Consider the following 26,141-nt stretch of genomic DNA (forward strand, 5'->3'; position numbering starts at 1 on the left):
CCGCTCAGCCGCCGGCGGGCCCGCCGGCCCGGATGCCCTGGCGGGCAGCCGGCCGGCTCCGGGTGGCCGGGCTGGTGTGCTGTGTGCTCTTCCTGCCGATGCTGCTGGTGGATCTGGGGCTGCGGCCCGACGGTGCCGAGGCGCGGCGGATCGCCGTCCTGCGGGAGGCCGGCGCGATCGTCGACGAGGCCCGGATCGAGACGGTGCACCGCGAGAGTCCGCAGACCGACCTGACCGTACGGGTACCCGGACTCGCGGCGAGCGGCCACGAGTCGGTACGGGTGACAAGTGCGACGCTCGACCGCAGCCCCACGGTCGGCGACCGGGTGCTGGTCCTGCACGTCCCCGGTTCCCCCGGGCTCGGCGGCTATGTCGACGAGCCGGGCGTCCTCGCCCGCTATGCCGCGGATGCCGCGGGCGGCTGGGCGCCGCGTTTCTTCCCCGGGTCGGAGCTGCTGTTCTTCCTGCCGGTGATCGGGCTGTTGAGCACCGGCGTGCTGGCCCTTGTAGTGCTCCGGCCGCCCGCCGGGGTACGGGCGCTGCGCGCCGATGCCCGGACGCCGGGCCGGCAGGTGTGGGGGGTTCGTGCGGAGGTGCGCGTCGCCCGGCGGACCGCCGAGGCGGCCACCGGACGTACGGGCCGGACCTGGCTGGCGTTCACCACGGCCGACGGCGTCGAGTTCAAGGCGGGCAGGGAGGTCGGGCCGGTGGACCACGACCTGGCCGCGGTGGCGGCCGAACTCACCGGACGGCCCGGCTGGTTGTGCGGCCGGGCCCGGGACGGGAAGCTGTCCGGCCCGCAGTCCGTGTGCTTCGCCACCGACACGGGCGACGTGGTGTGGCTGCTCCTGGACCCGAGCACCTTCCGGCGGGTGCTGCGGGGGCGGACGGCCAGGGTGGCGCCGGAGCGCCGGAGCCGACTGCTGAGGCCGCGCGCCGAGGTCCGGCTGCGCTCCCATCTGCCCTGGCTGGCCGGGGTGTTCGCGGCGTGGGTGCTGCTGCTGCCGGCTGCTCACCCCGTCCGGCCACGGCCGCTCGTGGCTGCTGGTCGGGCTGTCCGCAGCGGCGTTCGCCGGCGCCCTGGTGCTGCTGTGGCGCGGCCGGTCCGCGGCGCGGGCTGCGGGCGCGGGCTGGGAGACCGTCCCCGCCCGGGCCCGGCGAGCGCCGCGCCCCCGTACGGAGCCCGGCGCTCCGGTCCGGCCGTAGGGATCCCGGCGGCGGGCCCCGGTTCACTCGCAGGGCGCGTGCCGCAGGGCAACACGGGCCGTACCCGGGCGCGCCTGCGCACTCCGGCGCCCGGCCCGGACGACCTCGACCCGCGTGCGCTGCCGGGCGGCGCGCAGCTGCCGGTCGATGCGGCGCTCGTGCAGGACTCCGTAGAGCGCGGGGCCGGCGAGGAGGGCGGCGACAGCCAGGACGGTCAGGTAGTTCAGGAGCGTGTTCATGACTCCACTCTCGGCCCGGCGGCCTCCGCCGGACAGTGGCAGGACTGTCACGAAAGAGCGAATTACTGCCACGGATTACTGCCACACTGGGGTCATGTTGAAAAACGTGGCCGTGGTCCTGATGAACGGCGTCGCCCCCTTCGAGTTCGGCATCTTCTGCGAGGTCTTCGGGATCGACCGGAGCAGCGCCGGACTGCCGGTGTACGACTTCGCCGTGTGCGCCGGCGAGGAGGGGCCGCTGACCCTGGCGGACACCGGGCTGACGCTCACGCCCGAGCACGGACTGGAGCGGCTGGCCGAGGCAGACCTGATCTGCCTGCCGGCCGACCGCCAGGCCCCCGTGCGGGAGTACCCCGAGCCGCTGCTGGAGGCCCTGCGCCAGGCCGTGGACCGGGGCGCGCGCGTGCTGAGCGTGTGCAGCGGGGCCTTCGTCCTCGGCGCGGCCGGGCTGCTGGACGGCATCCGCTGCACCACCCACTGGATGCACGCGCCGACCCTGATGCGCCGCTACCCGCGCGCCCTGGTCGACCCCGAGGTGCTGTACGTCGACGAGGGCCGGGTCGTCACGGCCGCCGGCACCGCCTCCGGCATCGACGCCTGTCTGCACGTGGTCCGGCAGGAGCACGGCGCCGAGGTGGCCAACACCATCGCGCGCCGCATGGTGGTCCCGCCGCACCGCGACGGCGGCCAGGCCCAGTACATCCGGCGCCCGCTGCCGCGCACGGCCTGCGACACGGTCGGCGAGGTGATCGCCTGGATGACCCGCCACCTGGCTGACGAGATCACCGTGGAGCATCTGGCGGAGCGGGCGCACATGTCACCGCGCACCTTCGCCCGCCGCTTCCTCGCCGAGACCGGCACCACGCCCTACCAGTGGCTGCTGCGCCAGCGGGTGCTGCTGGCACAGGAGTTGCTGGAGTCCTCGGACGAAACGGTGGACGCGATCGCGGGCCGCTGCGGCTTCGGCAATGCCGCCGCACTGCGCCACCACTTCCTGCGCACCCTGGGCACCACCCCGAACGCCTTCCGGCGCACCTTCCGGGGCCCGCAGGCGGTGGCGTGACGGCCTATGTCACTTCTTGCAGGTGACGTTGGCGGTCGCGGACGCCGACTTGCCCTTCGAGGGTCCGCTGTCGATCACCAGCTTCTGGGTGATGGTGGCCGAGGCCGCCCCGGCCGGCACGGCCGCCTGGTCGGTCACGCTCTTGGGCTGGATGGCGTCCCCGTCGGCGAATTCGATCGTGCCCGGCACCTTCCCGGAGGGGCGCTCCCAGTGGAACTGGACGGTTCCGGTGCCGGATCCGAAGAACGTCCCGGTGAACGTGACGCCCTGGGCGCAGTCGACCTCACCGGACTTCGGTGCAGGTGTCACGGTCAACTTGATGACGGTGACGTTCCGCGAGGTGTTCCCCTTCCGGAGGTCCTCCTTGCCCTCTTTCTCGCCGACCTTGCCGCCCTTGGCCTGGCCCTCCTTGAAGCCGACCTCGTAGCCCTTCCCGTAGCCGTCCCGGTGGGCGGCGATGGCGATTTCACCGCACTGTTCCGCGGTGAGGCCCTGCTTCTGCTTGAACGCGTCGTCGTAGCTCTGCTTGTACGCGTCCGCGAAACCGTCCTCACGGCCGTCCTTGAGGCCCTCCATGTGGCCCACGCGGAAGGCGTCCTTGGTCAGCTCCGGCGCGTTGCAGGCGGGTGGCGCGGTCCCCACGGTGGCGGTGGCCGTCTTGGTGTCCCTCCCCACTCCGGTGATGGTGCGGGGGATGAGGCTCACGTTGAGCGTGGTGGTGCCCGGCTTGGCGGTCTTGCCGACGATGGGGTTGGAGACGTGGGTGACCGAGGTTCCCGGAGCGCCGAGGTTGAAGCAGCTGGTGAGCCCGCCGTCGCCGAACGCTTCACCCCCCACCGAGGTGCAGGACTCCTGGCCGGTCGGAGCCTTGTGGTTCTTCACGACCACGTTCACCTTGGCGATCTGGCCGGGGATCAGCGGGCCGACGGCCTCCACCGATTCGATCGACACATTCTCGTCCGCCGCGGCCCCCGGCGCGTACGCCAGAGCCAGTCCGGCGACCACCGGGAGCGTGATGACCGCACGCATGCAACGCTTCATGACCGTTCCTTCCGCGTCCCCCCGGTGGGAAAGTTCGCGGCGTGCGTCTCTTTCATGCTCGCCCGGCGGTGGAACGGTGTCCACCGCGGGGCGCAGGGCGCTTACTCGTTCGGGACGGTCTCGTAGCGCGGGGTGTTCTCCGCCATCTGGCGCAGCGCGTCCTTGCGGTCGCGCTTGGAGAGGCGGTCGATGTACAGGTAGCCGTACAGGTGGTCGGTCTCGTGCTGGAGGCAGCGGGCGAAGTAGCCGGTGCCGCGGACCTTGATCGGGTTGCCCTGGGCGTCCTGGCCGTGCACCTCGGCGAAGTCCGGGCGGGCCAGCGAGGCGTACGCGGTCGGAACCGACAGGCAGCCCTCGTTGGAGTCGTCCAGCACCCGCTCCGCAGCCGGCAGCTCCACCAGGCGCGGGTTGATCACCACACCGGTGTGGTAGACGCCCTCGTCGTCCGGGCAGTGGTAGACGAAGACCTTCTGGTCCACGCCGATCTGGTTCGCGGCCAGGCCCACGCCCTCGGCGGCCTTCTGGCTGGCGAACATGTCGTCGATCAGCTGCGCCAGTTCCTCGCCGAACTCGGTGACGTCCTTGCACTCGCGGTGCAGGACCGGGTTGCCGACCACCGTGATCGGCCGCGCGGTGCCGCGCTCCCGGTAGGCGAGCTCACGCGCCTCACAGTCCTCGGTGTCCACGACGAAACCCTCGTCATCGACCTGGACGACCTCGTTCTCCTGCTGCGCCATGTCCCGCGTACGCCTTCCCTGAAAGTCTCCGGTGTGCGCGTACAGCCTACGTGCCGGACTCAGCAGACTTCCTCGAGATCCCGCCACTCGCGGCTGTCCGGGCTGTCCGCCACCCAGCCGTCCAGCAGCCCGCGCACCAGCCCGGCCGGGGCCGCGATGCCGCATTCGCGTTCCGGCACCCAGAGGGAGCCGGAGCCGGCCGTGCGGTGGCCCAGGGGGCCGGGGTGGCCCGGTTCGCTGTGGTCGTGCGGGTCCAGGTGCTCGCCGTCGCCCTCGTCGCTGGGCATGGCGCTCTCCGAGCAGGTGCGGCACAGCAGCCGCACCGAGGAGGACCAGTCCTCGGCGGCGAAACCGGCGTCCGAGGCCAGCTGCTCCAGCGCGTCCCGGTCCGCCTCGGTGGCCGCCTCCAGCAGCACCACCCAGGTCGGCACCGGGGACGGCGCCCACAGCTCGATCTCGTCGAAGACGGGGTACGCGGGGCCGGCCGCGGTGATGCGCTCGCCGTGCGGGACCCCGTCGTGCAGCACGACCTCGCCCCAGCGCCGCCCGGACGAGGGCAGCGGGATCGACAGGACCTCCATCCGGGCCGGGTCCAGCCGGCGGCCCCAGACCACCTCGGCCTCGCCCTCCGGGGACAGCCGGACGGCCGCGCTGCCGAGCTCCATGCCGACCGGCTCGGCCGAGCCGCCCGCCGCGTGCGGGTCACCGGGCACCTTCAGTCCGTACGCCTGCCAGGCCCGGCGGGCCAGCGGCCAGTCCTGCAGGGCGGTCGCGGCGATGCCCACGTTCCACCAGTCCGGGGCGCCGGTCTCCCGGTCGAGCAGGGCGACGGCCCGCAGTCCGGCGGCCCGCGCCTGCTCCCAGTCGTGCCGGAACTTGTGCAGGAGGGCCAGGTTGAACCAGGACTCGGACAGCCAGGGCTCCAGGTCCGCGGCTCTGGTCAGCAGGGCACCCGCGTCCTCGTACCGACCGTCGCCGATCAGCGTGAACGCGCGGTCGGTTGCCTGCCGCCAAGAGGCGGAGGGCCTGTGCCGTACCTTCCCGAAGATCCTCACGATTCCCGCCTGCCTGGAGGGGCACCTCCCAGCGGAGCTGGGGGACAACGATTCAGCCTTGCGGACACTCTCCACTTCGCATCCAACCATGCCCACTCGGACGGCCGCTCATTACCCATGGGTTACCCCGGCCGAACAGCAGTGATTCCATCACGTCGGAGAATCCGTGCGAGGCATTCGACCACCTCCGGCTGGTAGTCGCGGGCGGTGCCGAGGCGCAGCTGTTCCAGCGCGTCCAGGGAGCCGCCGGGGTGCCGGGCCCCGCCGACCAGGTCGTCGTACGCGTTGGCCACCCGGACGATCCGCGCGGCGACGGGCTGCTCCCGGTACGGCTCGGCCTGCCGCTCGACGACCACGGCCACCTCGGCGGGCACCCCGGTCTGCCGGGCCACCTCACCGCCCAGCTCGGCGATCCGGCGGGCTTCGGCGGCGGGCAGCGGGGCGGTGGCCCCGGCCGGCACCGGGTCGACCAGGGAGAGCTGGCCGATGTCGTGCATCAGGGCGGCGTACTCCAGCACGGTGAGCTCGCGCTCCGACATCCCCAGTTCCCGGCCGACGGCGCAGCTCAGGGCGGCGACCCGGCGGGCGTGGCCGGGCTGGGTGTAGCCCGCGATCTCGGTGGCCCGGGCCAGCGAGGTGATGGTCTGCCGGTAGGTGGTGCGGATTCCGGAGATCCGCCGGAAGGACAGCTGGGTGAGCAGCAGCGGCACGCTGAACACGGGCAGCGCCCACAGCCCCGCCACGGCCGCCCCGAGGGCCATCACCACCCCGGTGGCGCAGATCGCCGAGCCGATGCCGAGTAGGGCGCGCAGCTCGCCGCGGAGCAGCGGCCCGTACGGCCAGCCGGTCCGGGCGCCGGCCAGCGCGGCGGCGAGCACCGCATCGCAGAGCGCGCTCAGGCCGAGCAGGCAGAGCAGGAACAGCACCAGGCCGGGTCCCTGGCCCACCCGGTCCTCCAGCAGTCCGGAGTTGTAGAGCGGCTGGAAACAGGCGGCGGCGAAGGCGACGGTGAGGACGCGGCGGACCACGTGGTCCAGGGCGGGCCCGCGACCGCGGGCGATGTGCGGGACGATCCCCACCAGGGCGGCGGCGACCACCACGGCCACCACCTGGAGCACCCCGTGGCGGGTGGGGTTCCCGGCGTTCTCGCCGAGCAGGGCGTACGCGAGGGCGCCCGCGGAGCCGAGCGGCGCGGGCTGCCGGTCGCCGGCCGGAGCGGTAGCGGGCCCGGGCCCGGACCCGTCCCGGGTGTCCCTCCGTGCCAGCTCGCCGAGGGTGATCAGCAGCCCGAAGACGAGGGCGATGCCGGGTTCCACGAGGCCATTCCACAGGGTGTGGCCGAGCGCAAAGGCGGTCAGCAGCCCGGCCGCGGCCCGCACGGCCCACACGATGGCGCGCCTCACGGCGCTCCACCCGTCCCGGCCCGCCCGGCCTCCGGGGAGCCCCCGCCCCGCACGGAGGCGGAATGCACCCGGCCGGCGGCTGCCCCGCCCGGCCGGGGCTGCCCGGGCAGCCCCGGCAGACCAGCGGGTCCGGCCGGGCCCGACGGACCCGCCGGGATCACCTGGAGGTCCTCGTCCGAGGTGACGGCCGGGTGCCAGCCGTTGCGGCGGACGGCGGCGGCCAGCGCCAGCACCATGGCCGGGTCGAACTGGGCTCCGGCGCAACGTTCCAGTTCGGCGAGGGCCACCGGGACGGGCCGGGCCCGGCTGTAGGAGCGGGTGGAGGTCATCGCGTCGAAGGCGTCGGCGACCGCCACCACCCGGGCCGCCACCGGGATCTGGTCCCCGGTCAGGCCGTAGGGGTAGCCGGATCCGTCGACCCGTTCGTGGTGGTGCAGGATCGCCGCGCGCGCCTCGCTGAGGAAGCCGATCCCGCGGACCATTTCGTGCCCGTACTCGGGATGGAGCTCGATGATGCGGCGTTCCTCGGGGGTGAGGGGCCCGTCCTTGCGCAACAGCCGGGTGGGAACGCCGAGTTTGCCGACGTCGTGGAGGATCCCGGCGATCCGGACCACTTCCAGCCGGTCCTCGGCCATGCCGAGCTCGCGGGCGATCATCGCGGAGGCCTGGCCGACCCGCTCGCTGTGGCCCCGGGTGTAGCGGTCCTTGATGTCGACCGCCTGGACGAGGGCGCGGATGGTCGCCTGGTGCGCGGCCCGTTCGCGGTGGTACTGGGCGAAGACCCAGCAGGAGATCCAGACCGGCAGCAGCACGGCGAGCGCGGCCGGCGGACCGTACGGGCTGCGCCACATGACGGCCATCATCAGGCCGGCCAGGCCGTGCACCAGGTGCGGGGCGACGGTGCCGGCGGGCAGACCGCGCCAGGCGGTCGCGGCGGGCCGCCGCTCGGCGGTGGCCAGGATCCCCCCGTCGAGGGCGGTGAGCACCAGGCAGAAGGCCAGGGCCGCCGCGGCGGCGGGGAACATCACGTGGGGGAAGTCGGCCACCCGGGCCGCAGGGGAGGATCCGGCGAGCGCCTCCGGACCGCCGAGCAGCGCGTAGATGTGGCCGGCGGCCCAGGCGGCCGTCGCCTGCTGCGCCGCGTGCCACACCCGGCGTAAGCCGGCCGGTCGTTGCTCGATCCGTTGCTCGATCCGTCCGGTGAGCGCCCCCGGGACGGCGGCGAGCGCGGCGGCGGAAGGGGGCAGCAGGAAGACGGCGGCGAAGACGACGGGGAAGAAGGATCCGATGCCCTCGGGGACCCGGCCGCCGGGCAGTCGGCAGGCCTTGACCAGTTCACAGCCGAGATAGAGCCCGCCGAGCAGGGCCACGGTCCGCCAGGGCACCGCGCCGGGATCGGCGAGCGCGGGCAGGAGGCAGGCGATTGCCCCGGCGACGGCACCGAGGAGGTAGACCCGTGCCCCCGGCGGAAGTACCCGCATTGGCGTTCTCCTCCCCCGGCGCCCGAGCAAGCGAGTCGGTTACCGATTCACACCGGTACCGAAGGGGGAGAATAGGTCGGCCCCGCCGACGGGGGGCCGCATTTTCGTATTTGCGCCGCACGGAGTCCCCCGGATTAGCACCTTCGAGTGAACGAAGTGGCGTCCCGGGGGCGGGTGTCGGGCTTTCAGCCGGTGGCAGGTCCCGGCGCGGCCGGACCGGCGGTGATGTCCTCGTCCGGCACGGCCTGCCCGGAGCGGATCAGCTCGATCCGCCCCATCACCTTGGACCGCAGGTCGGACGGCACGTCGTCCGACCCGCAGCAGCGCTTCACCAGCTTCTTCACGGCCTGTTCCAGGCCGTACTTCTCCAGACAGGGATTGCACTCGCCGAAGTGCGTTTCGAACTTCGTGCAGTCACTGTCGGGCATCTCATGGTCAAGGAACTCATAAAGGTGGTCCAGGACCTCAGAGCACTCCGTCTCGTGCGGCTCTCCGCAGCTCATGAGCCCGAGCCTTTCCGATCGTTCGACTCTCCCGCGCCGGCGGGGACCAGCCCGCGCTCACGGGCATAGTCCTCCAGCATTCCGCGGAGTTGGCGGCGGCCACGGTGCAGTCGCGACATGACTGTACCGATGGGTGTACCCATGATGTCCGCGATCTCCTTGTACGCAAAGCCTTCCACGTCGGCAAGATAGACCGCGATGCGGAACTCTTCCGGAATGGCCTGCAGCGCTTCCTTCACGTCCGAATCGGGCAGGTGGTCGAGCGCCTGCGATTCGGCGGAGCGCAGTCCGGTCGACATGTGCGACTCGGCGCGCGCCAGCTGCCAGTCCTCGATCTCCTCCGCGGCGCTGCGCTGGGGCTCGCGCTGCTTCTTGCGGTAGGAGTTGATGAAGGTGTTGGTCAGGATGCGGTAGAGCCACGCCTTGAGGTTGGTGCCCTCGCGGAACTGGTGGAAGGACGCGTACGCCTTCGCGTACGTCTCCTGGACCAGGTCCTCGGCGTCGGCCGGGTTGCGCGTCATACGCAGCGCGGCGGAGTACATCTGGTCGAGGTAGCCGAGGGCGTCGCGTTCGAAGCGCGCGTTGCGCTCCGCGGTCGTCTCCTCCGTCTGGCCTTCGTCGGTCCCGGTAACAGGACCCACCTCCTCCGACAGCGTGGCGGACCCGAATGCGGACCCACTCGAATCGGAGAATAGTCGACCATCCCGGCCATCCGCCGCCCGGAGGGAGGCATGCCTGGCCGCGGGCAGGACCGTCCGGCCCCAGCTCCCGCCGGCAGTTCCCCCCGCCAGGTCAGCGGCCTGCGGGCGGTTCTGGCTGATGACCTGGGTCATGCGCGCTCCCTGTTCCTCCGGCTGTGGCGTACGTTCGACACCCCGCACAACCAAGCGGCCGGTCGGCGCATTCCCGTCGGGCCGCGGGGCCCGGCTCGGAAAACTCCGCCACGGGCGAAATCCGCTCGCCCCCGTATGTCAGGTCGGCAGCCGGTCCAGCCAGTCCGCCACCGCCCCGGTGACCTGCGCGAGGGCCTCGTCCTGGGTCTGCTGCGCCCGCTTGGGCACGGCCAGGCCGTGGTCCCCGTCCGCCACCTCCACCAGCTCGTACGCACCCTCCGGGAACTCCTCGGGGCGGCCGAAGGGGTCCCGGCCGCCCTGGACCACCAGGACGGGCACCCCGGCCGCCACCGCCCCGGTGAGCTCCTCGGCCCGGGACTTCTCCGGCCGGCCCGGCGGGTGCAGCGGGAAGGCCAGGGCGAGCACCCCGGCCGCGCCCAGTTCGGCCGCCGTCCGGCAGGCCACCCGGGCCCCGGCGCTGCGCCCGCCGGCCACCACCGGCAGCCCGGGCTCCGCCAGGGCCGGCCAGAGTCCCCGCCAGCCTTCGTCGAGCACCTTGGGGGCGGCGGCGACCTTCTTGCCGGCCACCCGCCAGGGCTGCTCCACCAGGGCCACCGCGATGCCCCGGGCGGGCAGCGCGGCGGCCAGGGCCTGCAGGTCCCGGGCCTCGATGCCGCCGCCGGCGCCGTGGCTGACGGCGAGCACCAGGCGGGCCTGCGGCGCGGTGTGCCAGGTGATCCGGGCTTCGCCGGCGGGGGTGTCGACAGTCTCGGTGGCAGTGGGATCGGTGCGCATGCTCATCAGAACAGGGTGCCCTCTTCGGGTGCCTCCAGCTCGGCAAGCAGCTCCGGTCCGTTGTTGCGGACGTTGCTGACGGCGGTGGACACCGGGTAGGCGCGCATCAGGCCGCCCGGCGGGGGCGCCAGCAGGTCCCGCAGCGAGCCGTCGACATCGGTGTTCGCCGGGTCCAGCCAGGGGTCCCAGCGGTCCGGGGTGAGCATCAGCGGCATTCGGGGGTGGATGTCGGCGAGCGAGCCCGGGCCCTCGGCTGGGGCCACCGCGAGCGGGCCGGCCTCCGCCTCGGTGGTGATCACCGAGCAGGTCACCCACCAGGCCAGCGGGTGCTCGTCGGGCAGGGTCCGGTCGCGCCAGAACTCGTAGATCCCGGCCATGGCGAAGACCGAGCCGTCGGCGGGCTGCACGAAGTAGGGCTGCTTGCGGGGCCGCTTCTTCTTCCCCTCGACCTCCAGCTGCCGCTCCTCGCTGCCGGTGACCCACTCGTAGTAGCCGTCGGCGGGGATGATGCAGCGGCGCTGCGCGAAGGGCCGGCGGAAGGAGGGCTTCTCGTGCAGGGTCTCGGACCGGGCGTTGATCATCCGGGCGGCGCCCTCGGGGTTCTTGGCCCAGGAGGGCACCAGCCCCCATTTGAGGATCCGCAGCTGGCGAACCGGACGCGGGTCCGGCGCGTCTTTCACAGGACGGTCGAGTACGACGTAGACCTCCTTGGTCGGGGCCACGTTGTAGTCGGGGGCCAGGCTCTCCTCCGGCTCCCATTTCTCGACCCCGAAGAGTCCCACCAGGTCCTCGGGCCTACGACTGGATGCATAGCGTCCGCACATGACTGCCACACTGCCATGGCACCCGACCACCACCGCAAGGAGCCCGAGAACCATCGTGGACACGGACATAACGAGCGCGGCCGACCTGTGGGACCGGCTCACCGGCCTGCAGGAAGCGCCCGCGCAGTGGCTGGTGCTGGCCACCTTGGCCGCCGCCCTGGCCGTCGTCCTGCCCCGCGGCCTGTGGCGGCTGTCCCGGAACGCCATCACCATCGCGCACGAGGGCGGGCACGGACTGGTCGCGATCCTGACCGGCCGTCGGCTGGACGGCATCCGGCTGCACTCGGACACCAGCGGGCTGACGGTGAGCCGGGGCCGGCCGACCGGCATCGGAATGATCCTGACGGCCGCCGCCGGGTACACCGCGCCCTCGCTGCTGGGGCTGGGCGGCGCCTGGCTGCTGTCCGCCCACCGGATCACCCTGCTGCTGTGGGCGGCCACCGCACTGCTGCTGGCCATGCTGGCCATGATCCGGAACGCATACGGAGCGGTGACCGTGGTGCTGGCCGGCGGGACGTTCCTGCTGGTGTCCTGGCTGGCCGGGTCCGAGGTCCAGGCGGGGTTCGCGTACGGGGCGGTGTGGTTCCTGCTGCTGGGCGGGGTCCGGCCGGTGTTCGAGCTCCAGGGCAAGCGGCGGCACGGGGGTGCGCCGGACTCCGACGCGGACCAGCTGGCCCGGCTGACGAACGTGCCGCCGGCGATGTGGCTGTTCCTGTTCCACACGGTGTCGCTGTGCTCCCTGCTCGGCGGCGGGCGCTGGCTGCTCGGCCTGTAGGGCTGTCCGGGGCTGTCCCGACCTTGGAGAGTACGGTCGGGCAGCGCGGAGGGGTCGGCCCCGAACAACTAAAGTGAGGGCCATGACCGAGACCCCCGCGCCTCCCGCCCTCTGGCCCGCCCCGCTCGCCGACGGTGCCGTCCGCGCCACCGTCACCGTGCCGGGGTCGAAGTCGGTGACCAACCGTGCTCTGGTGCTGGCCGCGCTCGCCGCCGAGCCGGGCTGGGTGCGCCGCCCGCTGCGCTCGCGCGACTCGCAGCTGATGTCGGACGCCCTGCGGGCGCTCGGCGTGGGCATCGAGGAGACCGTCTCCTCCAGCTCGGACGGCGGGGCCGGTTCCGGCGAGGCCTGGCGGATCATCCCGGCCGCGCTGTACGGCCCGGCGACCGTGGACGTCGGCAACGCCGGCACCGTGATGCGCTTCCTGCCGCCGGTCGCCACCCTCGCCGCGGGCGACATCCGCTTCGACGGCGACCCGCGGTCGTACGAACGGCCGCTGGGCCAGGTCATCACCGCACTGCGCACCCTGGGCGCCCGGATCGACGACGGCGGCCGGGGCGCACTGCCCCTGACCGTGCACGGCGGCGGGGCCCTGGAGGGCGGCACGGTCGAGATCGATGCCACCAACTCCTCCCAGTTCGTCTCCGCGCTGCTGCTCTCCGCGCCCCGGTTCAACCAGGGCGTCGAGGTCCGGCACGTGGGCACCAACCTGCCCTCGATGCCGCACATCCGGATGACGGTGGAGATGCTGCGCGCCGCGGGCGCCCAGGTGGACACCCCCGAGGCGGGCGGCGAGAAGGACGTGTGGCGGGTGGCGCCGGGCGCGCTGCTGGGCCGCGACATGGTGGTGGAGCCGGACCTGTCGAACGCGCAGCCGTTCCTGGCCGCCGCGATGATCACCGGCGGTACGGTCACCATCCCCGACTGGCCGCGCCGGACCACCCAGCCCGGTGACGCGCTGCGGGAGATCTTCACGGAGATGGGCGGTTCCTGCGAGCTGACCGACGCGGGCCTGGTCTTCACCGGAACCGGCCGGATCCACGGCATCGACGTGGACCTGGGCGAGGTCGGCGAGCTGACCCCGGGCATCGCCGCGGTGGCCGCGCTGGCCGACTCCCCGTCGACCCTGCGCGGGGTGCAGCACCTGCGGCTGCACGAGACCGACCGGCTGGCGGCGCTCACCAAGGAGATCAACGAGCTCGGCGGCGACGTCACCGAGACCGCGGACGGTCTGCACATCCGCCCGCGCCGGCTGCACGGCGGGATCTTCCACACCTACGACGACCACCGGATGGCCACCGCGGGTGCGGTGATCGGCCTGGCCGTGGAGGGCGTACAGATCGAGAACGTGGCGACCACCGCGAAGACCCTGCCGGACTTCCCCAGGATGTGGGCGGACATGCTCTCGGGAGCTGGAGAGTAGCGCCATGCGCCGGTACGGGAAGCACACCGACGAGGACGACATCCGGGCCCGCCCCAACCGCAAGGGCAACCGGCCCCGGACCAACATCCGGCCGAAGCACGAGGACGCGGCCGAGGGGTTCGTCCTCACCGTGGACCGGGGCCGGCTCACCTGCCTGGTGGAGGACCGCAAGGTCATGGCGATGAAGGCCCGGGAGCTGGGCCGGAAGGCCGCGGTGGTCGGCGACCGGGTGTCGCTGGTCGGCGACCTCTCGGGCAAGAAGGACACCCTGGCGCGGATCGTCCGGATCGAGGAGCGGTCCTCGGTGCTGCGCCGCACCGCCGACGACGACGATCCGTACGAGCGGGTGGTCGTGGCCAATGCCGACCAGCTGGCGATCGTCACGGCGCTCGCCGATCCGGAGCCGCGCCCGCGGATGATCGACCGCTGTCTGGTTGCGGCGTACGACGCGGGGCTGGAGCCGCTGCTGGTGCTGACCAAGTCGGATCTGGCCTCGGCCGACAAACTGCTGGAGACGTACGCCACGCTGGGCGTCAACTACGTGGTGACCAACCGCGAGGAGCTGGCGAGCGGGGACGCGGCGGATCGGGTGCGGGAGCGCCTGGCGGGCCGGATCACCGCGTTCGTGGGGCACTCGGGCGTGGGCAAGACCACCTTGGTGAACTCGCTGGTCGCGGCGGACCGGCGGCGGGCGACCGGGCACGTCAACGCGGTCACCGGACGCGGCCGGCACACCACCACCTCGGCGCTGGCCCTGCCGCTGCCGGGTGTGGAGGGCTGGGTCATCGACACCCCGGGCGTGCGGTCCTTCGGCCTGCACCACGTGGATCCCTCACGGGTGATCCTGGCCTTCCCGGACCTGGTGGAGGGTACGGAGGGCTGCCCGCGGGCCTGCAGTCACGACGAGCAGGACTGCGCGCTGGACGAGTGGGTGGCGGCGGGTCACGCCGACCCGGCCCGGCTGTATTCGCTGCGGCGGCTGCTGGCGACCCGGGAGCGGCGCGAAGGCGACTGACGTCGGCTGACGTCGACTGAGGCTCCGGCGCACGTTTGGCGACCGCCATGTCTGGTAAATGCATAATCGCACCAAGTGGCGCGAGGTCGAGGTCTGACCGTGTCACATGACGCGGGGAGGCATTCGACATGGCGTGGCTGCTGGTCGTGGTCGCGGGAATCCTGGAGACCGGATTCGCGGTCTGCCTGAAGCTGTCCCACGGTTTCACCCGGCTGTGGCCGACGATCGCCTTCGCGTGCTTCGCCCTCGGCAGCTTCGGCCTGCTGACGCTGGCGCTCAAGAAGCTGGACGTCGGCCCGGCGTATGCGGTGTGGACGGGCATCGGGGCGGCCGGGACGGCCATTTACGGCATGGTGTTCCTCGGTGACCTGGTCTCCACCCTGAAGATCGTCTCGATCACCCTGGTGATCGTCGGTGTCATCGGCCTCCAGCTCTCCGGGTCCTCCCACTGATCGCCCTTGCCCGGGACGATGACGTACGAGAGGGCGAGCCGGACCACGAGTTCGCAGCGCTGCGGGGTGGCTCCGCCCGGGGCCAGCGCCGCCGCGGCGCGCTCGCAGACCGCGCGGGCGAGCTCCCCGGGCCCGGGCCGTGGCACCGGCGCCGGCAGCTCCGGCGCCCAGCAGCCGGTCAGGAGTGCGCGGAGCAGGGGGTGGGCGCGGGCCGCGCCGACGATCCAGTCGGCCAGGGCCAGCAGCCGCTCGGCGGAGCCCGCCGGACCGGCCAGGGCCCGGTCCACTCCGGCCAGATACCACTCGGTCTCGCGCCGGACCATGGCCCGCCCCAGGCCCGCCTTGTCGCCGAACTCGTTGTAGAGGGTCTGCCGGGACACCCCGGCGGCAGCGGCCACCTCGACCATCCGGACGTCCGGCCAGGGCCGCGCCGCCAGCGCCGCTCCGGCCGCCTCCAGCAAGGACTCCCGTGCTGCCGGCATCTCGCCTCCCGCTGGCTGTTCCCGCCAGAGTTGACGGACCGCCATGCACTGTCAAGAGAGCCTGTGTGGTCCGGCCGGAACGCTGCCGATACTGTTCGGCCATGCCCGTGTATGACGATGACCTGCGCCTCGCCCACGCTCTCGCCGACGCCGCCGACGCGGTCACCATGGACCGCTTCAAGGCCCTGGACCTCAAGGTGGAGACCAAGCCGGACATGACTCCGGTGAGCGAGGCCGACACCGCCACGGAGGCGGTGATCCGGCGTCTGATCGAGGAGGCGCGGCCCGCGGACGCCATCCTGGGCGAGGAGTACGGCCTGGTCGGCACCGGCCCGCGCCGTTGGGTGGTCGACCCGATCGACGGCACCAAGAACTACGTCCGCGGCGTGCCGGTCTGGGCGACTCTGATCTCCCTGATGGAGGCCGACGAGAACGGCCGGTTCCGGCCGGTGGTCGGTGTGGTGTCCGCCCCTGCGCTGGGCCGCCGCTGGTGGGCCGCCGAGGGCTCGGGCGCGTTCGCCGGGGGCAGTCTGGCCCAGGAGGCGCCGATCGGCGTCTCGAAGGTGGCGGCGATGTCCGATGCCTCGTTCGCGTACTCCTCGCTGAGCGGCTGGGAGGAGCAGGGCCGACTGCCCGGCTTCCTGGAGCTGACCCGGGCGTGCTGGCGGACCCGTGGCTACGGGGACTTCTGGCCGTACATGATGGTCGCCGAGGGCTCGCTGGACCTGTGCGCGGAGCCGGAGCTGAACCTGTGGGACATGGCCGCGATCGCGGTGGTCGTCCAGGAGGCGGGCGGCCGGTTCACCAGCCTGGACGGGGTGGACGGGGTGGACGGCGGCAATGCCGCGGCTTCCAACGGGCTGCTGCATGAGGAGCTGCTCGGGTACATCCGCCCGCGCAACTGACGGCAACCGACGGCGACTGCCGACGACTGCGCGCGATTTTCACCGAGCGTGCCCCCTTGATGCCCCTGGGTGGGCATGGGAATCTGAGAATCCTCCGCTTGTGCGCTTGTGAATCCATTCTCTAAGCGCTCCGCCGAAGCGGGGGACCTCACCCCAGGAGGTGGCACTCTTGCTCGTCCGCGACGCCATGAGCACCGTGATCCTCACCCTCGGCCCCGCCCACACCCTCCGGCAGGCCGCCGGACTCATGTCCGGCCGCCGCATCGGCGCAGCCGTCGTCCTCGATCCCGACCACAGCGGCATCGGCATCCTGACCGAGCGCGACATCCTCAACTCGATCGGCGCAGGGCAGGACCCCGACCGGGAGACCGTCGGTGCGCACACCACGAACAACGTGGTGTTCTGCACCCCGGAGGCCACGCTCCAGGAGGCGGCCGAGGCCATGGCCCACGGCGGCTTCCGGCACCTGATCGTGCTGGAGCACGGCGGGCCGGTCGGCATCGTGTCGGTCCGCGACATCATCCGCTGCTGGGTGCCGGCGCGGCGCTCGGTGGCCGCGTAGAAGCGTAGAAGCGTAAGAGCACAGAAGGCCGTAGGGCCGAACCCTTGACCGGGTCCGGCCCTACGGCTCTCGGCGGAGCAGCCGTCAGCCGCGCAGGGCCTGGACCGCGGCGTCGAGCCGCTTGCCGAAGTCTCCGTCCGCCTGGCGGAAGTTGCTGATCGCGCGCTCGGCGAGGTCGTCACGGGAGACCTTGGCGATGAAGCCCGCCAGGTTCTCGATCAGACGGCCCTTCTCGTCCTCGGACATCAGGCGGTAGAGGTTGCCCGCCTGGACGAAGTCGCTGTCCTCGGAGTGGACCGGGGCCGCGTGGTTGCCCGTGCCGCCGGCGACCGCGGTGGACTGCCACAGCGGGCGGTCGGTCTGGAAGGGGCCGCCGAAGGAATTCGGCTCGTAGTTCTTCGCGCCCTTGTGGCGGCCGTCGTACAGGAAGCCGTCACGGGAGTTGGTGCGTGCCTCGGTGGCGTGCGGGCGGTTCACCGGCAGGTGGTCGGCGTTGATGCCGACGCGGTAGCGGTGGGCGTCGCCGTACGCGAAGAGCCGGCCCTGGAGCATCTTGTCCGGGGACGGACCGATGCCGGGGACGAAGTGCGCCGGGCTGAAGATGCTCTGCTCGACCTCGGCGAAGACGTTCTCCGGGTTGCGGTTGAGCTCCAGCTTGCCGATCTCGATCGGCGGGTAGTCCTCGTGCGGCCACACCTTGGTGAGGTCGAACGGGTTGAAGCGGTACTCGGCCGCCTCGGCCGCCGGCATGATCTGGACCTGCACCGTCCAGGTCGGGAACTCGCCGCGCTCGATGGACTCGCGCAGGTCGCGCTGGTGGGAGTCGGGGTCCTCACCGGCGAGCTTGTTGGCCTCGGCCTGGGTGAGGTTCTTGATGCCCTGGTCGGTCTTGAAGTGGTACTTGACCCAGAAGACGTCGCCGGCCTCGTTGTTCCACTGGAACGTGTGCGAGCCGTAGCCGTTCATGTGGCGGTAGGACGCCGGGATGCCGCGGTCGCCGAACAGCCAGGTCACCTGGTGGGTGGACTCGGGGCTCAGGCCCCAGAAGTCCCACACGTTGTCGGCTTCCTGCGAGCCGGTGTACGGGTCGCGCTTCTGGGTGTGGATGAAGTCCGGGAACTTGATGGCGTCCTTGATGAAGAACACCGGGGTGTTGTTGCCGACGAGGTCGTAGTTGCCCTCTTCGGTGTAGAACTTCAGCGCCCAGCCGCGGGGGTCGCGCACCGCGTCGGCCGCACCGAGGTTGCCCGCGACGGTGGAGAAGCGCAGGAAGGTCTCGGTCTGCTTGCCGACCTCGGAGAGGAACTTCGCCCGGGTCCACTGCGAGACGTCACGGGTGAGGGTGAAGGTGCCGTACGCGCCGGCGCCGCGGGCGTGCACCACGCGCTCCGGGATGCGCTCGCGGTTGAAGTGCGCGAGCTTCTCGAGCAGCAGCTGGTCCTGCACCAGGACCGGACCGCCGACACCCGCCGTCTCGCTGTTCTGGTTGTCGGCGACCGGAGCTCCGGCCTCCGTGGTGAGCGGTCCCTGCGTCACGTGCGCCTCCTGCGTCTTTCCTGCCAGTCCTGTCCTTGGCGTTTGCCGCAACCGATCCTACGATGGACTTTGTCTAAGTCAAGTAAGCATCCAAGTCCGAACTGGTTCGTGATCTTTACCTGTATCCAACCCGGATCCCCTCGCTGTTAGGCTGGCCTCTATGAGTGACCTGCTGGAACGACTTCGCGGACGCGGCTGGCGCATGACCGCACAGCGGCGCGTCGTGGCCGAGGTGCTCGACGGTGACCACGTTCACCTGACGGCCGACGAGGTGCACGCGCGTGCAGTGGCCAAACTGCCGGAGATCTCCCGCGCGACCGTCTACAACACGCTGGGCGAGCTCGTATCCCTCGGCGAGGTCCTGGAAGTTTCCACGGACCGCCGCGCCAAGCGGTACGACCCCAATGCGCACCGGCCCCACCAGCACCTGGTCTGCGCCCGGTGCGGCGCGATCCGCGATGTCCACCCGGCGGGCAACCCGCTGGCCGACCTGCCCGACTCGGAGCGCTTCGGCTTCACGGTCGAGGGCGTGGAGGTCACGTACCGGGGGATCTGCCCGAACTGCGCCGGCGCGTAGTTCGGGGGCGCCCCCGGGGCCGGATTGCCCGGTGAACCCGGCGCACGGCTCCCGTACCCATAAACGACTCAAGGCCCGGATCCATGGGATCCGGGCCTTGAGCACTTGGTAGCGGGGACAGGATTTGAACCTGCGACCTCTGGGTTATGAGCCCAGCGAGCTACCGAGCTGCTCCACCCCGCGTCGGTAAACCCAACGTTACGTGAAGCCACCCGACCAGCGCAAATCCATTAACCGGCGCGCCCCGCCAGACCTCGATGGAGCAGGGCGGTGAGCGTGTCGACCATCTCGGGCCGGTCCTCCCCCGCGGTCAGAGCGGCGTAGCCGAGCATCGAGATCATGGCGCCGATCGCCGCGGCCACCAGCTCCGGATCCCCCGGCAGCTCCCGGCCACGTTCGCGCATGTACTCCAGGTGCTCGCGCAGCGGCGCGGTCTCCGCGGTCAGGCCCTCCCAGGCCTGCCGGGAGCCGGGCGGTTCGGCCATCGACCGCTGGAAGAGTGCCACCACCACCGGCAGGTGGTCCCGGAAGACGTCCCAGGCAGCGGCCACATGGGTACGCAGCTGCTCGAGGTCGGCGAGATCGTGCTCCCGCGGATGCCCCTCGGCGGCCACGGCCGCGTCCGCCTGTGCGCCCATGTCCGCCATCAGGGCCTGGAGCAGCTCGTCCTTGCTCGCGAAGTGCTCGTAGAAGGAGCCGGTGGACCGGCCGGCGGCCTTGGTGATGTCGGTGATCTTCGTGTTCGGGTAGCCGCGCTCCAGGAACAGCCGCCGCGCGGCCTCCTTGAGCGCCGCCTCGGTACCGGCCGCCCGCTCCTTGCGCACTCCCACACGAATCCCCTTCACCGGTTGCGCCTGCCGTAGGGCCCCATCATACTGAGCGCAAGTTCACCGAATCTAGATTCAGTGAATCAGCATTCAGCGTGCAGTCGAATGAGCGGGAGGACCACCATGCGTGTGACAGTCATCGGCGGCGGGGTCGCGGGCGCCGCGAGTGCCATCGCACTGCGCCGGATCGGCGCGGAGGTCACGGTCCACGAGGCGTACGAGGACCCCGCCGGCCAGGTGGGCTCGTTCCTCAGCCTGGCCGTCAACGGGCTGCGCGCACTGGACGCGCTCCAGTGCGGCGACGCCGTCCGGGAGGCCGGCTTCGAGGTGGCGGACCTGGCGATGGTGTCCTCGGCGGGGCGGACCCTGGGCGTGGTGCCGCGCGGCCGGCTGTCCTCCGAGGGCATGCGCAGCGTGACCGTGGCCCGGGGGCGCCTGGTGGAGGTGCTGCGCGCGGAGGCCGAGCGTTCGGGCGCGCGGATCGTCACCGGCCACCGGCTCGGCTCCCCCGCCGAGGCGGACCCGGATGCGGACCTGGTCGTCGGGGCGGACGGCATCTGGTCGGCCACCCGTACGGCGCTGGACCCGGCGGCGCCGGTGCCGGCGTACGCGGGCCTCTACAGCGCCTCCGGCGTGTCGCCGGACATCGGGCTGCCCTCGGCCACCTTCCACATGGTGTTCGCCCGGGCCGGCGCGTTCCTGTACGTGCCGACGCCCGACGGGAAGGTCTGGTGGTCGGCCCAGGTCGCCTCGCCCCGGCCGCCGGACCTCGGTGCGGTGTCCCTGTCCTCGCTCGCCGGGCTGTTCCGCCACGAGCCGGGTCCGGCCGCCCTGCTCGCCGCCGCGACGGAGCTGCACCGCCCGACGCTGATGCACAAGCTGCCGGAGGTCCCGGTCCGGCACGACGCGCGGACCGTCCTGATCGGGGACGCCGCCCACCCCGTCGGTGCGGGGCAGGGTGCGTCGATGGCCATCGAGGACGCACTCGCGCTGGCCCGGTGCGTGGCGGTGGCCCCGTCGGTGGCGGCGGGTCTCGCCGCGTACGACGCCGAGCGCCGCCCGCGGATCGCCCGGATGCTCCGCGCCGCGGCGGACAACCGCGACGCGAAGACCCCCGGCCCACTGCGCCGCCGCATCAACGACGCGCTGCTGCCATGGGCGCTGCGCTACGGCTACGAACGCTCCATGGCCTGGCTCTACACCCACGACCCGGGCACCCTGCCCACTCCGGCGGCCCGCTGAGGGGCCCGCTGAGGGGGCCCGCTCTTACGCGGAGAGTTCCTCCGCCAGGGCCTCGCGCAGTTTCGCCGCTCGCTGGGAGACTTCCGCGGGGCCCAGTTCCATGGCTCGGGCGCACCACTTCTGGGCCTCCGTGAGGTCCCCGTGCCGGGCCGCCAGCAGGCCCAGCCGGAGTGCGGCCCGGCCGTGGCCGGCCACCGCCGCCCGGGTCCACCACAGCGCGGCCTCCGGCTCGGCGCCCTCCCGGGCCAGCAGCAGGCCCAGGTTGAACGCGCCGTTGCGGGAGCCGGCCTCGGCCGCCTCCCGGTACCAGCGGGCGGCCGTGCCGAGATCGCCGCGGCCCGCCGCCAGCATGCCGACCCGCACCTGGGCACGCCGGTGCCCCTGCTCGGCGGCCCGCCCGTACCACTCCTCGCTCTCGCTGCGCGGCGCCGCCACCGGCTCGCCCAGCGCCGGCGGCTCCGGCGGCGGGGCCAGCGACTCCAGGAGGGAGGCCAGCCGGAAGGCCGCCTCCGCGCTGCCGCCGCCCGCCGCACACCGCAGGTGGCGCTCGGCGGCCCGCTCCTCCCCGTCCCGGACCAGCGCGATGCCGACCTGGAGGGCCGCATCGGTGTGGCCGGCCGAGGCCGCCCGCTCGTACCACTTGAGCGCGGTGCGGTCCTCGTCCCGGCTGGCGAACAGGATGCCCAGGTTGAAGGCCGCGTCCACGCTGCCCGCCTCGGCCGCCTTGGAGAACCACGGCTCGGCGCCGGCCGCGTCCCCGCCCTGGAGCAGCAGGATGGCCAGCGCGTTGGCCGCCTCGCGGTGGCCGGCGTAGGCGGCCCGCCGGTAGAACTGCTCCGCCTGTGCGGTCCGCTCCTGCGCCGCGCACAGCAGCGCGAGGTTGTAGGCCCCGTTGTGGTCGCCGGCGTCCATGGCGGCCCGGTACCACTTCTCGGCCGTCTGGGTCTCGCCGCGAGCCGCGTGCAGCGCGCCGAGCGCATTGGCGGCGTTGCCGTCGCCGTCCTGGGCGGCCCGGTGCCACCAGGCGGCGGCGCTGTCCTCGTCCCCGGCGTCGCGCAGCAGGAAGCCCAGGGCGCAGGCCGCCCGGGCCTCGCCCTGCTTGGCGGAGGTCAGGTACCAGCGCCCGGCCTCCTTGAGCTCGCCGCGGGCCTCCAGCAGGGTGCCCAGGTGCAGGGCCGCCCGGCGGTGGCCGCGCGCGGCGGCCTGCCGGTACCAGGCCTCGGCCTCGGCGGGCTCGCGGCGGCGCAGAGCCCGGGCGAGCCGGTACGCGGCCTCCCGGTGGCCCTGCTCGGCGGCAGCCCGCAGCCAGCGCTCGGCACCCTCGTCGCCGCGGTGCTCCAGCAGGTCGGCCAGCCCGTACGCGCCGAGCGCGTGCCCGGATTCGGCGGCCTGCCGCAGCCAGTACTCGGCGGCGGGCTCGTCGCCGCGCTCGCGGTAGTACCGGCCCAGCGCGTGCGCGGCGGGGGCGGATCCGGCGACGGCGGCGACCCGCCACCAGCCGGCGGCCTCTTCCGGGTACCCGCGCTGGTGCAGCAGCACACCGAGGTTGTTGGCGGCGGCCCGGTCCCCCTCGCCGGTGGCCCCCCGCAGGTAGGGCTCGGCCCCGTCCAGGTCTCCCCGGCGCAGCAGCAGCGCGCCGAGCACGCTCATGGCACCCGGGTCGCCCTTGTCGGCGGGCCCCCGGTGCCTGGCCTCCAGCTCGGCATCACCGGCCGGCTCCGCATCGGGCTCGGCGAACACCTCGGCCACGGCCACCGCATCGGTCAGTGCGGTCTCCGTGTCCTCGGCCGCGGCCGACTGTGCCACCCCGGTGCCTTCCGTGCCCTCTTCGGTCTCCGTCCGCACAAACCGCCCTGTCTCCAGCAGAGTTGACCCGTCCCCCATAAATCCCATCGTCGCATCACCTGCTACCCGCGTACACCTGGTATGTCGCAGCCAGTGAGGTCACTTCAGCGTTTTGTCGACATGCCCACAGAGTGACAAGTCAAACACGAGCCACCGACAACTCACCCGTACGGACACGCGAGTGCGTGCAACAAGACATGACGAAGGCCCGGATCCCAAGGATCCGGGCCTTCGTTTTTCAGTAGCGGGGACAGGATTTGAACCTGCGACCTCTGGGTTATGAGCCCAGCGAGCTACCGAGCTGCTCCACCCCGCGTCGGTGAAACCACAGTATCACGACGCGGAACTTCTCCTGTCCCCAGAGTTGCGGGCTAGCCGCCGGCCGGCTTCGGCGCCTGCGCCTTCGCCTCCGCCTCGACCGCCCGCTTCAGCGCGGCCTCGAGCTCGTCCTGAGCCTTTCCGTAGGCCGTCCAGTCGCCGGCCTTCATGGCCTTGTCGGCATCCTCGATCGCCTTCTGGGCGTCCGCGAGTGCCTGCTTGACCGTCGGGTCCTGCGGTGGCGGCTGCGCGGTGCCGTCGCCGGGCGGGGTGGTCGGCGGGGTGGGCGTGGTCGGCGCCTCGGCCCCGAAGACCACGTTCAGCGCCTTCTCCAAGGTGTTCTCGAAGGCGGTCCGCTCCCCGTAGGTCACGAGGACCTTCTTCAGCAGCGGGTACTTGAGGCCGCCACCGCGCACGTACACCGGCTCGACGTAGAGCATCCCCTTGTCGAGCGGGACCGTCAGCAGGTTGCCGTACTCCACCTGCGAGTCGCCGCGGCTCAGGATGTTGATCTCCTGGGCGATCTCCGGTTTGGAGTTGAACTTGGCCTGCACCAGCTTCGGTCCGTCCACCGGGTTCGCGGTGGGCAGCTTCAGCACTCTGATCTTGCCGTAGTCGGGGGTGCCCGGATCGGCGTTGACCGCCATGAAGGCGCTCAGGTTGTCCCGCCCGTTCGGTGTGAACGTCGTGGTGAGCGAGAAGACCTGGTCCTTCTCCTTCTGCTCCGGCATCTTCAGGGAGAGGTAGTACGGCGGAACCGCATTCCCCTCCTTGTTGGTCGGGTCGTCCGGCACCGCCCAGACCTCGCTGCCGCTGAGGAAGGTCTGCGGGTCCGTGACGTGGTAGCGGGTCAGGAGCTCACGCTGCACCTTGAACAGGTCCTGCGGGTACCGCAGGTGGTCCATCAGCGCCTGCGGGATCTCCTTCTTGGCCTTCACCGTGCCGGGGAACGCCTTCATCCACGTCTTGAGGACCGGGTCCTGGCCGTCCCACTGGTACAGCTTCACCGTGCCGTCGTAGGCGTCGACCGTGGCCTTCACGGAGTTCCGGATGTAGTTGACCTGGTTCTCCTGCGCAACGACCGCGCGCTGTGAGTTGGTCAGCGAGTCCGCCGTGGTGTCGCCGAGCGTCGTACGGGAGGCGTACGGGTAGCCGTTGCTGGTGGTGTAGGCGTCCACGATCCACTGGATCCGGCCGTCTATCACCGCCGGGTACGCGGCGCCGTCGATCGTCAGCCAGGGCGCGACCGCCTCGACCCGCTCCTTGGGCGTGCGGTGGTAGAGGATCTTCGAACCCTCGCCGATCGCTCCGGAGTAGAGGATCTGCGGCTCGCTGAAGGCCAGGGCGTAGGCGGCCCGGTTGATCGGGTTGCCCAGGCTCACACCGCTGTCGCCCTTGTAGGTGGTCTCCTTCTCACCCTTGTCGTCGGCGTAGTCGAGCTCCTTCTGCGGACCGCCGACGATGGAGTACTGCTTCGTCTGCTCGCCGTAGTAGATCCGCTGCTCGTACGTCCCGAGGTCGCCGGTGGACGGCAGACCGGACTCGGTGAACACGGGCGTGCCGTCCGCGGTGACCTCGGTGCCCTTGGCCGCCACGACGCCGAAGCCGTGCGTGTAGCGGAAGTGGTCGTTGATCCAGTTGTTCTTCGGGATGCCCGCGAGGTTGAGCTCGCGGAGACCGATGACGGTGTCCTGGTCCTTGTACCGGTCGACCGCCAGCGTGGACGGGAAGCCGTAGTAGCCCTTGTTCTGCTGGAGCTGCTGGAAGGCCGGGGAGACGATGTTCGGGTCGAGCAGCCGGATGCTGGCCGTGGTGTTGGCGTCCTGGCGGAGCTTGTTCTTGTCCGCCTTGGGGTCCGGTGCGCCCGGATAGTCCGTGACTTCCGTCTTGTCGATGCCGTAGGCGTCACGCGTCGCCTTGATGTTCTTCTCGACGTACGGGGATTCCTTGGCCTGCTCGTTCGGCTGGACCTGGAACTTCTGCACGATGGCCGGGTACAGCCCGCCGATCAGGATCGCCGAGAGCACCATCAGGCCGAAGCCGATCACCGGCAGCTGCCAGGTGCGGCGCCACAGCGTCGCGAAGAACAGCGCGGCACAGATCGCGGCGATGCAGAAGAGGATGGTCTTGGCCGGCAGGTAGGCGTTGGCGTCCACGTACCGCAGGCCGGTCCAGTTGTCCGAGGCCTTGAAGTCGCTGGACTTCACGGCGAGCCCGTACCGGTCCAGCCAGTAGGCGATGGCCTTGAGGCTGACGAAGAGGCCGAGCAGCACCGACAGGTGGCCGGTGGCCGCGGCGGTGGCCCTGGCCCCCGGGCTGGTCACGCGCAGGCCGCCGTACAGGTAGTGGACGACGGCGGCGGCGATCAGCGACAGCACGATGGCCGCGAAGCCGAAGCCCAGCAGGAAGCGGTACCAGGGCAGGTTGAAGGCGTAGAACGACACGTCCAGGTTGAACTGGGGGTCCTTCTGCCCGAAGGGCACCCCGTTGACCCACATCAGCCAGGTCTTCCACTGGCCCGCCGCCGAGGCCCCGGCGATAAGGCCGACCAGCACGGAGATCCCGAGGAGCAGCCACTTCTTGTACGGGGCGATGCTCATCCGGTAGCGGTCGAGGCTCTGCTGCTCCATCGACATCGCGGCCAGCGGCGGCCTCAGCCGGTGGGCCAACCAGATGTTGAACCCGACAGCGCCGGCCATCAGCAGTCCGAAGACGGCGAACAGGCCGATCTTGGTCCACAGGGTGGTCGTGAACACGGTCGAGTAATTGACCGAGCGGTACCAGAGCCAGTCGGTCCAGAAGCCCGCGAACATGATGAAGAGCATGGCCAGGACGGCCAGTACGCCCAAGGTCATGAGGAGAGTGCGGGCTCGCCGGGACGGGCGGCCGACTCTGATCCGTGGCCCGGAGGGGCCTCCGCCGCGGTCCGGCATCTGGAAAGCCAAGGTGCGCACCTCGAAGTCGCTGTTATCTGGTCGGGGCCCCGATCGTAGAGCCCACTC

25 protein-coding genes and 2 tRNA genes are annotated in these 26,141 nt (G+C 71.9%); 9 read left to right on the forward strand and 18 right to left on the reverse strand.

Going from position 1 to position 26,141, the window contains the following annotated elements; all coding sequences use genetic code 11:
* Positions 1-397: 397 nt before the first annotated feature.
* Both ABT123_RS29365 and ABT123_RS29370 read right to left on the reverse strand, forming a co-directional pair.
* Complete coding sequence (locus tag ABT123_RS29365; protein WP_351320139.1) at positions 398-826, reverse strand: hypothetical protein; 429 nt, start codon at positions 824-826, stop codon at positions 398-400.
* A gap of 403 nt (positions 827-1,229) precedes the next feature.
* On the reverse strand, positions 1,230-1,445 hold the full coding sequence (locus ABT123_RS29370) for a hypothetical protein (RefSeq protein ID WP_351320141.1): 216 nt from the start codon (positions 1,443-1,445) through the stop codon (positions 1,230-1,232).
* Between the two features lie 94 nt (positions 1,446-1,539).
* On the opposite strand from ABT123_RS29370, the gene ABT123_RS29375 reads away from it, so the two are divergent.
* Positions 1,540-2,508 carry a helix-turn-helix domain-containing protein gene (locus ABT123_RS29375; RefSeq protein WP_351320143.1) on the forward strand — a complete coding sequence of 323 codons (969 nt, stop codon included), beginning with the start codon at positions 1,540-1,542 and terminating at the stop codon, positions 2,506-2,508.
* 9 nt (positions 2,509-2,517) lie between these two features.
* Here ABT123_RS29375 and ABT123_RS29380 read toward each other — a convergent pair whose 3' ends face one another.
* From ABT123_RS29380 to ABT123_RS29420, 9 genes are all read right to left on the reverse strand, one after another.
* Complete coding sequence (locus tag ABT123_RS29380; protein WP_351320145.1) at positions 2,518-3,549, reverse strand: FliH/SctL family protein; 1,032 nt, start codon at positions 3,547-3,549, stop codon at positions 2,518-2,520.
* 101 nt (positions 3,550-3,650) lie between these two features.
* Positions 3,651-4,286, reverse strand: coding sequence for a peptide deformylase (gene def, locus ABT123_RS29385; RefSeq protein ID WP_351320147.1), 636 nt, complete (start codon positions 4,284-4,286; stop codon positions 3,651-3,653).
* Between the two features lie 59 nt (positions 4,287-4,345).
* The gene (locus ABT123_RS29390) at positions 4,346-5,341 is read right to left on the reverse strand and encodes a tetratricopeptide repeat protein (RefSeq protein ID WP_150209640.1); all 996 of its coding nucleotides are present in this window, start codon (positions 5,339-5,341) and stop codon (positions 4,346-4,348) included.
* Between the two features lie 122 nt (positions 5,342-5,463).
* Positions 5,464-6,744: an HD-GYP domain-containing protein gene (locus ABT123_RS29395; protein ID WP_502971088.1), complete on the reverse strand. Its 1,281-nt coding sequence runs from the start codon at positions 6,742-6,744 to the stop codon at positions 5,464-5,466.
* A complete protein-coding gene (locus ABT123_RS29400; protein WP_351320149.1) occupies positions 6,741-8,225 on the reverse strand; it encodes an HD-GYP domain-containing protein in 1,485 nt (494 codons plus the stop codon). The genes ABT123_RS29395 and ABT123_RS29400 overlap by 4 nt, the downstream gene beginning before the upstream one ends.
* 185 nt (positions 8,226-8,410) lie before the next feature.
* Positions 8,411-8,728, reverse strand: coding sequence for a mycothiol system anti-sigma-R factor (rsrA, locus tag ABT123_RS29405; protein ID WP_351320151.1), 318 nt, complete (start codon positions 8,726-8,728; stop codon positions 8,411-8,413).
* Positions 8,725-9,369 (reverse strand): sigma-70 family RNA polymerase sigma factor, encoded by a 645-nt coding sequence (locus ABT123_RS29410; protein ID WP_190345011.1) that lies wholly within the window; start codon positions 9,367-9,369, stop codon positions 8,725-8,727. The genes rsrA and ABT123_RS29410 overlap by 4 nt, the downstream gene beginning before the upstream one ends.
* Positions 9,370-9,699: 330 nt before the next feature.
* Positions 9,700-10,362: an alpha/beta hydrolase family protein gene (locus ABT123_RS29415; protein WP_351320155.1), complete on the reverse strand. Its 663-nt coding sequence runs from the start codon at positions 10,360-10,362 to the stop codon at positions 9,700-9,702.
* Positions 10,362-11,180: an SOS response-associated peptidase gene (locus ABT123_RS29420; protein ID WP_351320157.1), complete on the reverse strand. Its 819-nt coding sequence runs from the start codon at positions 11,178-11,180 to the stop codon at positions 10,362-10,364. The genes ABT123_RS29415 and ABT123_RS29420 overlap by 1 nt, the downstream gene beginning before the upstream one ends.
* A gap of 55 nt (positions 11,181-11,235) precedes the next feature.
* On the opposite strand from ABT123_RS29420, the gene ABT123_RS29425 reads away from it, so the two are divergent.
* From ABT123_RS29425 to ABT123_RS29440, 4 genes are all read left to right on the forward strand, one after another.
* Positions 11,236-11,955, forward strand: a complete 720-nt coding sequence (locus tag ABT123_RS29425) for a M50 family metallopeptidase (protein ID WP_351320159.1) — start codon at positions 11,236-11,238, stop codon at positions 11,953-11,955.
* 82 nt (positions 11,956-12,037) lie between these two features.
* Complete coding sequence (gene aroA, locus ABT123_RS29430; RefSeq protein ID WP_351320161.1) at positions 12,038-13,378, forward strand: 3-phosphoshikimate 1-carboxyvinyltransferase; 1,341 nt, start codon at positions 12,038-12,040, stop codon at positions 13,376-13,378.
* A gap of 4 nt (positions 13,379-13,382) precedes the next feature.
* Positions 13,383-14,393, forward strand: coding sequence for a ribosome small subunit-dependent GTPase A (rsgA, locus tag ABT123_RS29435; protein ID WP_351320163.1), 1,011 nt, complete (start codon positions 13,383-13,385; stop codon positions 14,391-14,393).
* 128 nt (positions 14,394-14,521) lie between these two features.
* Positions 14,522-14,845, forward strand: coding sequence for a DMT family transporter (locus tag ABT123_RS29440; RefSeq protein ID WP_125641979.1), 324 nt, complete (start codon positions 14,522-14,524; stop codon positions 14,843-14,845).
* On the opposite strand, the gene ABT123_RS29445 is transcribed toward ABT123_RS29440, so the two are convergent.
* Positions 14,737-15,327, reverse strand: coding sequence for a TetR/AcrR family transcriptional regulator (locus ABT123_RS29445; protein WP_351320165.1), 591 nt, complete (start codon positions 15,325-15,327; stop codon positions 14,737-14,739). The two genes, ABT123_RS29440 and ABT123_RS29445, sit on opposite strands and share 109 nt — an antisense overlap.
* 101 nt (positions 15,328-15,428) lie before the next feature.
* On the opposite strand from ABT123_RS29445, the gene hisN reads away from it, so the two are divergent.
* Both hisN and ABT123_RS29455 read left to right on the forward strand, forming a co-directional pair.
* Entirely contained in the window at positions 15,429-16,232 is an 804-nt protein-coding gene (gene hisN, locus ABT123_RS29450) for a histidinol-phosphatase (protein WP_351320167.1), read from the forward strand.
* Between the two features lie 169 nt (positions 16,233-16,401).
* Entirely contained in the window at positions 16,402-16,794 is a 393-nt protein-coding gene (locus ABT123_RS29455; RefSeq protein ID WP_150212278.1) for a CBS domain-containing protein, read from the forward strand.
* Positions 16,795-16,878: 84 nt separating this feature from the next.
* On the opposite strand, the gene ABT123_RS29460 is transcribed toward ABT123_RS29455, so the two are convergent.
* Positions 16,879-18,330: a catalase gene (locus ABT123_RS29460; RefSeq protein ID WP_351320169.1), complete on the reverse strand. Its 1,452-nt coding sequence runs from the start codon at positions 18,328-18,330 to the stop codon at positions 16,879-16,881.
* Positions 18,331-18,490: 160 nt separating this feature from the next.
* Between ABT123_RS29460 and ABT123_RS29465 the strand changes: the two genes are divergently transcribed.
* Entirely contained in the window at positions 18,491-18,907 is a 417-nt protein-coding gene (locus ABT123_RS29465) for a Fur family transcriptional regulator (RefSeq protein ID WP_150209627.1), read from the forward strand.
* 106 nt (positions 18,908-19,013) lie between these two features.
* Here ABT123_RS29465 and ABT123_RS29470 read toward each other — a convergent pair.
* Together ABT123_RS29470 and ABT123_RS29475 are read right to left on the reverse strand one after the other, a co-directional pair.
* Positions 19,014-19,090, reverse strand: a tRNA-Met gene (locus tag ABT123_RS29470).
* 47 nt (positions 19,091-19,137) lie between these two features.
* Positions 19,138-19,737 carry a TetR/AcrR family transcriptional regulator gene (locus ABT123_RS29475; protein ID WP_351320171.1) on the reverse strand — a complete coding sequence of 200 codons (600 nt, stop codon included), beginning with the start codon at positions 19,735-19,737 and terminating at the stop codon, positions 19,138-19,140.
* Positions 19,738-19,812: 75 nt separating this feature from the next.
* Between ABT123_RS29475 and ABT123_RS29480 the strand changes: the two genes are divergently transcribed.
* Positions 19,813-20,976, forward strand: coding sequence for an FAD-dependent monooxygenase (locus ABT123_RS29480; protein WP_502971089.1), 1,164 nt, complete (start codon positions 19,813-19,815; stop codon positions 20,974-20,976).
* Between the two features lie 24 nt (positions 20,977-21,000).
* Here the strand turns inward: ABT123_RS29480 and ABT123_RS29485 are convergent, their stop codons facing one another.
* The 3 genes from ABT123_RS29485 to ABT123_RS29495 all read right to left on the reverse strand — a co-directional run bounded on the left by ABT123_RS29485 (position 21,001) and on the right by ABT123_RS29495 (position 26,072).
* Positions 21,001-22,869: a tetratricopeptide repeat protein gene (locus ABT123_RS29485; RefSeq protein WP_351320175.1), complete on the reverse strand. Its 1,869-nt coding sequence runs from the start codon at positions 22,867-22,869 to the stop codon at positions 21,001-21,003.
* A gap of 194 nt (positions 22,870-23,063) precedes the next feature.
* Positions 23,064-23,137: transfer RNA gene (locus ABT123_RS29490), tRNA-Met, on the reverse strand.
* Positions 23,138-23,192: 55 nt separating this feature from the next.
* Positions 23,193-26,072, reverse strand: coding sequence for a UPF0182 family membrane protein (locus ABT123_RS29495; protein ID WP_502971090.1), 2,880 nt, complete (start codon positions 26,070-26,072; stop codon positions 23,193-23,195).
* Between the last annotated feature and the right edge of the window lie 69 nt (positions 26,073-26,141).

Source organism: Streptomyces sp. NPDC002054 (assembly GCF_040296685.1).
GTDB lineage: Bacteria > Actinomycetota > Actinomycetes > Streptomycetales > Streptomycetaceae > Streptomyces.

Bases quoted from the DNA above. Each gene is read 5' to 3' on its own strand.
- ABT123_RS29370 (WP_351320141.1), bottom strand. From the start codon at position 1,445: ATGAACACGCTCCTGAACTACCTGACCGTCCTGGCTGTCGCCGCCCTC.
- ABT123_RS29375 (WP_351320143.1), top strand. From the start codon at position 1,540: ATGTTGAAAAACGTGGCCGTGGTCCTGATGAACGGCGTCGCCCCCTTC.
- ABT123_RS29380 (WP_351320145.1), bottom strand. From the start codon at position 3,549: ATGAAGCGTTGCATGCGTGCGGTCATCACGCTCCCGGTGGTCGCCGGA.
- def (WP_351320147.1), bottom strand. From the start codon at position 4,286: ATGGCGCAGCAGGAGAACGAGGTCGTCCAGGTCGATGACGAGGGTTTC.
- ABT123_RS29400 (WP_351320149.1), bottom strand. From the start codon at position 8,225: ATGCGGGTACTTCCGCCGGGGGCACGGGTCTACCTCCTCGGTGCCGTC.
- rsrA (WP_351320151.1), bottom strand. From the start codon at position 8,728: ATGAGCTGCGGAGAGCCGCACGAGACGGAGTGCTCTGAGGTCCTGGAC.
- ABT123_RS29415 (WP_351320155.1), bottom strand. From the start codon at position 10,362: ATGAGCATGCGCACCGATCCCACTGCCACCGAGACTGTCGACACCCCC.
- ABT123_RS29420 (WP_351320157.1), bottom strand. From the start codon at position 11,180: ATGTGCGGACGCTATGCATCCAGTCGTAGGCCCGAGGACCTGGTGGGA.
- aroA (WP_351320161.1), top strand. From the start codon at position 12,038: ATGACCGAGACCCCCGCGCCTCCCGCCCTCTGGCCCGCCCCGCTCGCC.
- rsgA (WP_351320163.1), top strand. From the start codon at position 13,383: ATGCGCCGGTACGGGAAGCACACCGACGAGGACGACATCCGGGCCCGC.
- ABT123_RS29440 (WP_125641979.1), top strand. From the start codon at position 14,522: ATGGCGTGGCTGCTGGTCGTGGTCGCGGGAATCCTGGAGACCGGATTC.
- ABT123_RS29445 (WP_351320165.1), bottom strand. From the start codon at position 15,327: ATGCCGGCAGCACGGGAGTCCTTGCTGGAGGCGGCCGGAGCGGCGCTG.
- hisN (WP_351320167.1), top strand. From the start codon at position 15,429: ATGCCCGTGTATGACGATGACCTGCGCCTCGCCCACGCTCTCGCCGAC.
- ABT123_RS29465 (WP_150209627.1), top strand. From the start codon at position 18,491: ATGAGTGACCTGCTGGAACGACTTCGCGGACGCGGCTGGCGCATGACC.
- ABT123_RS29485 (WP_351320175.1), bottom strand. From the start codon at position 22,869: ATGGGATTTATGGGGGACGGGTCAACTCTGCTGGAGACAGGGCGGTTT.
- ABT123_RS29495 (WP_502971090.1), bottom strand. From the start codon at position 26,072: ATGCCGGACCGCGGCGGAGGCCCCTCCGGGCCACGGATCAGAGTCGGC.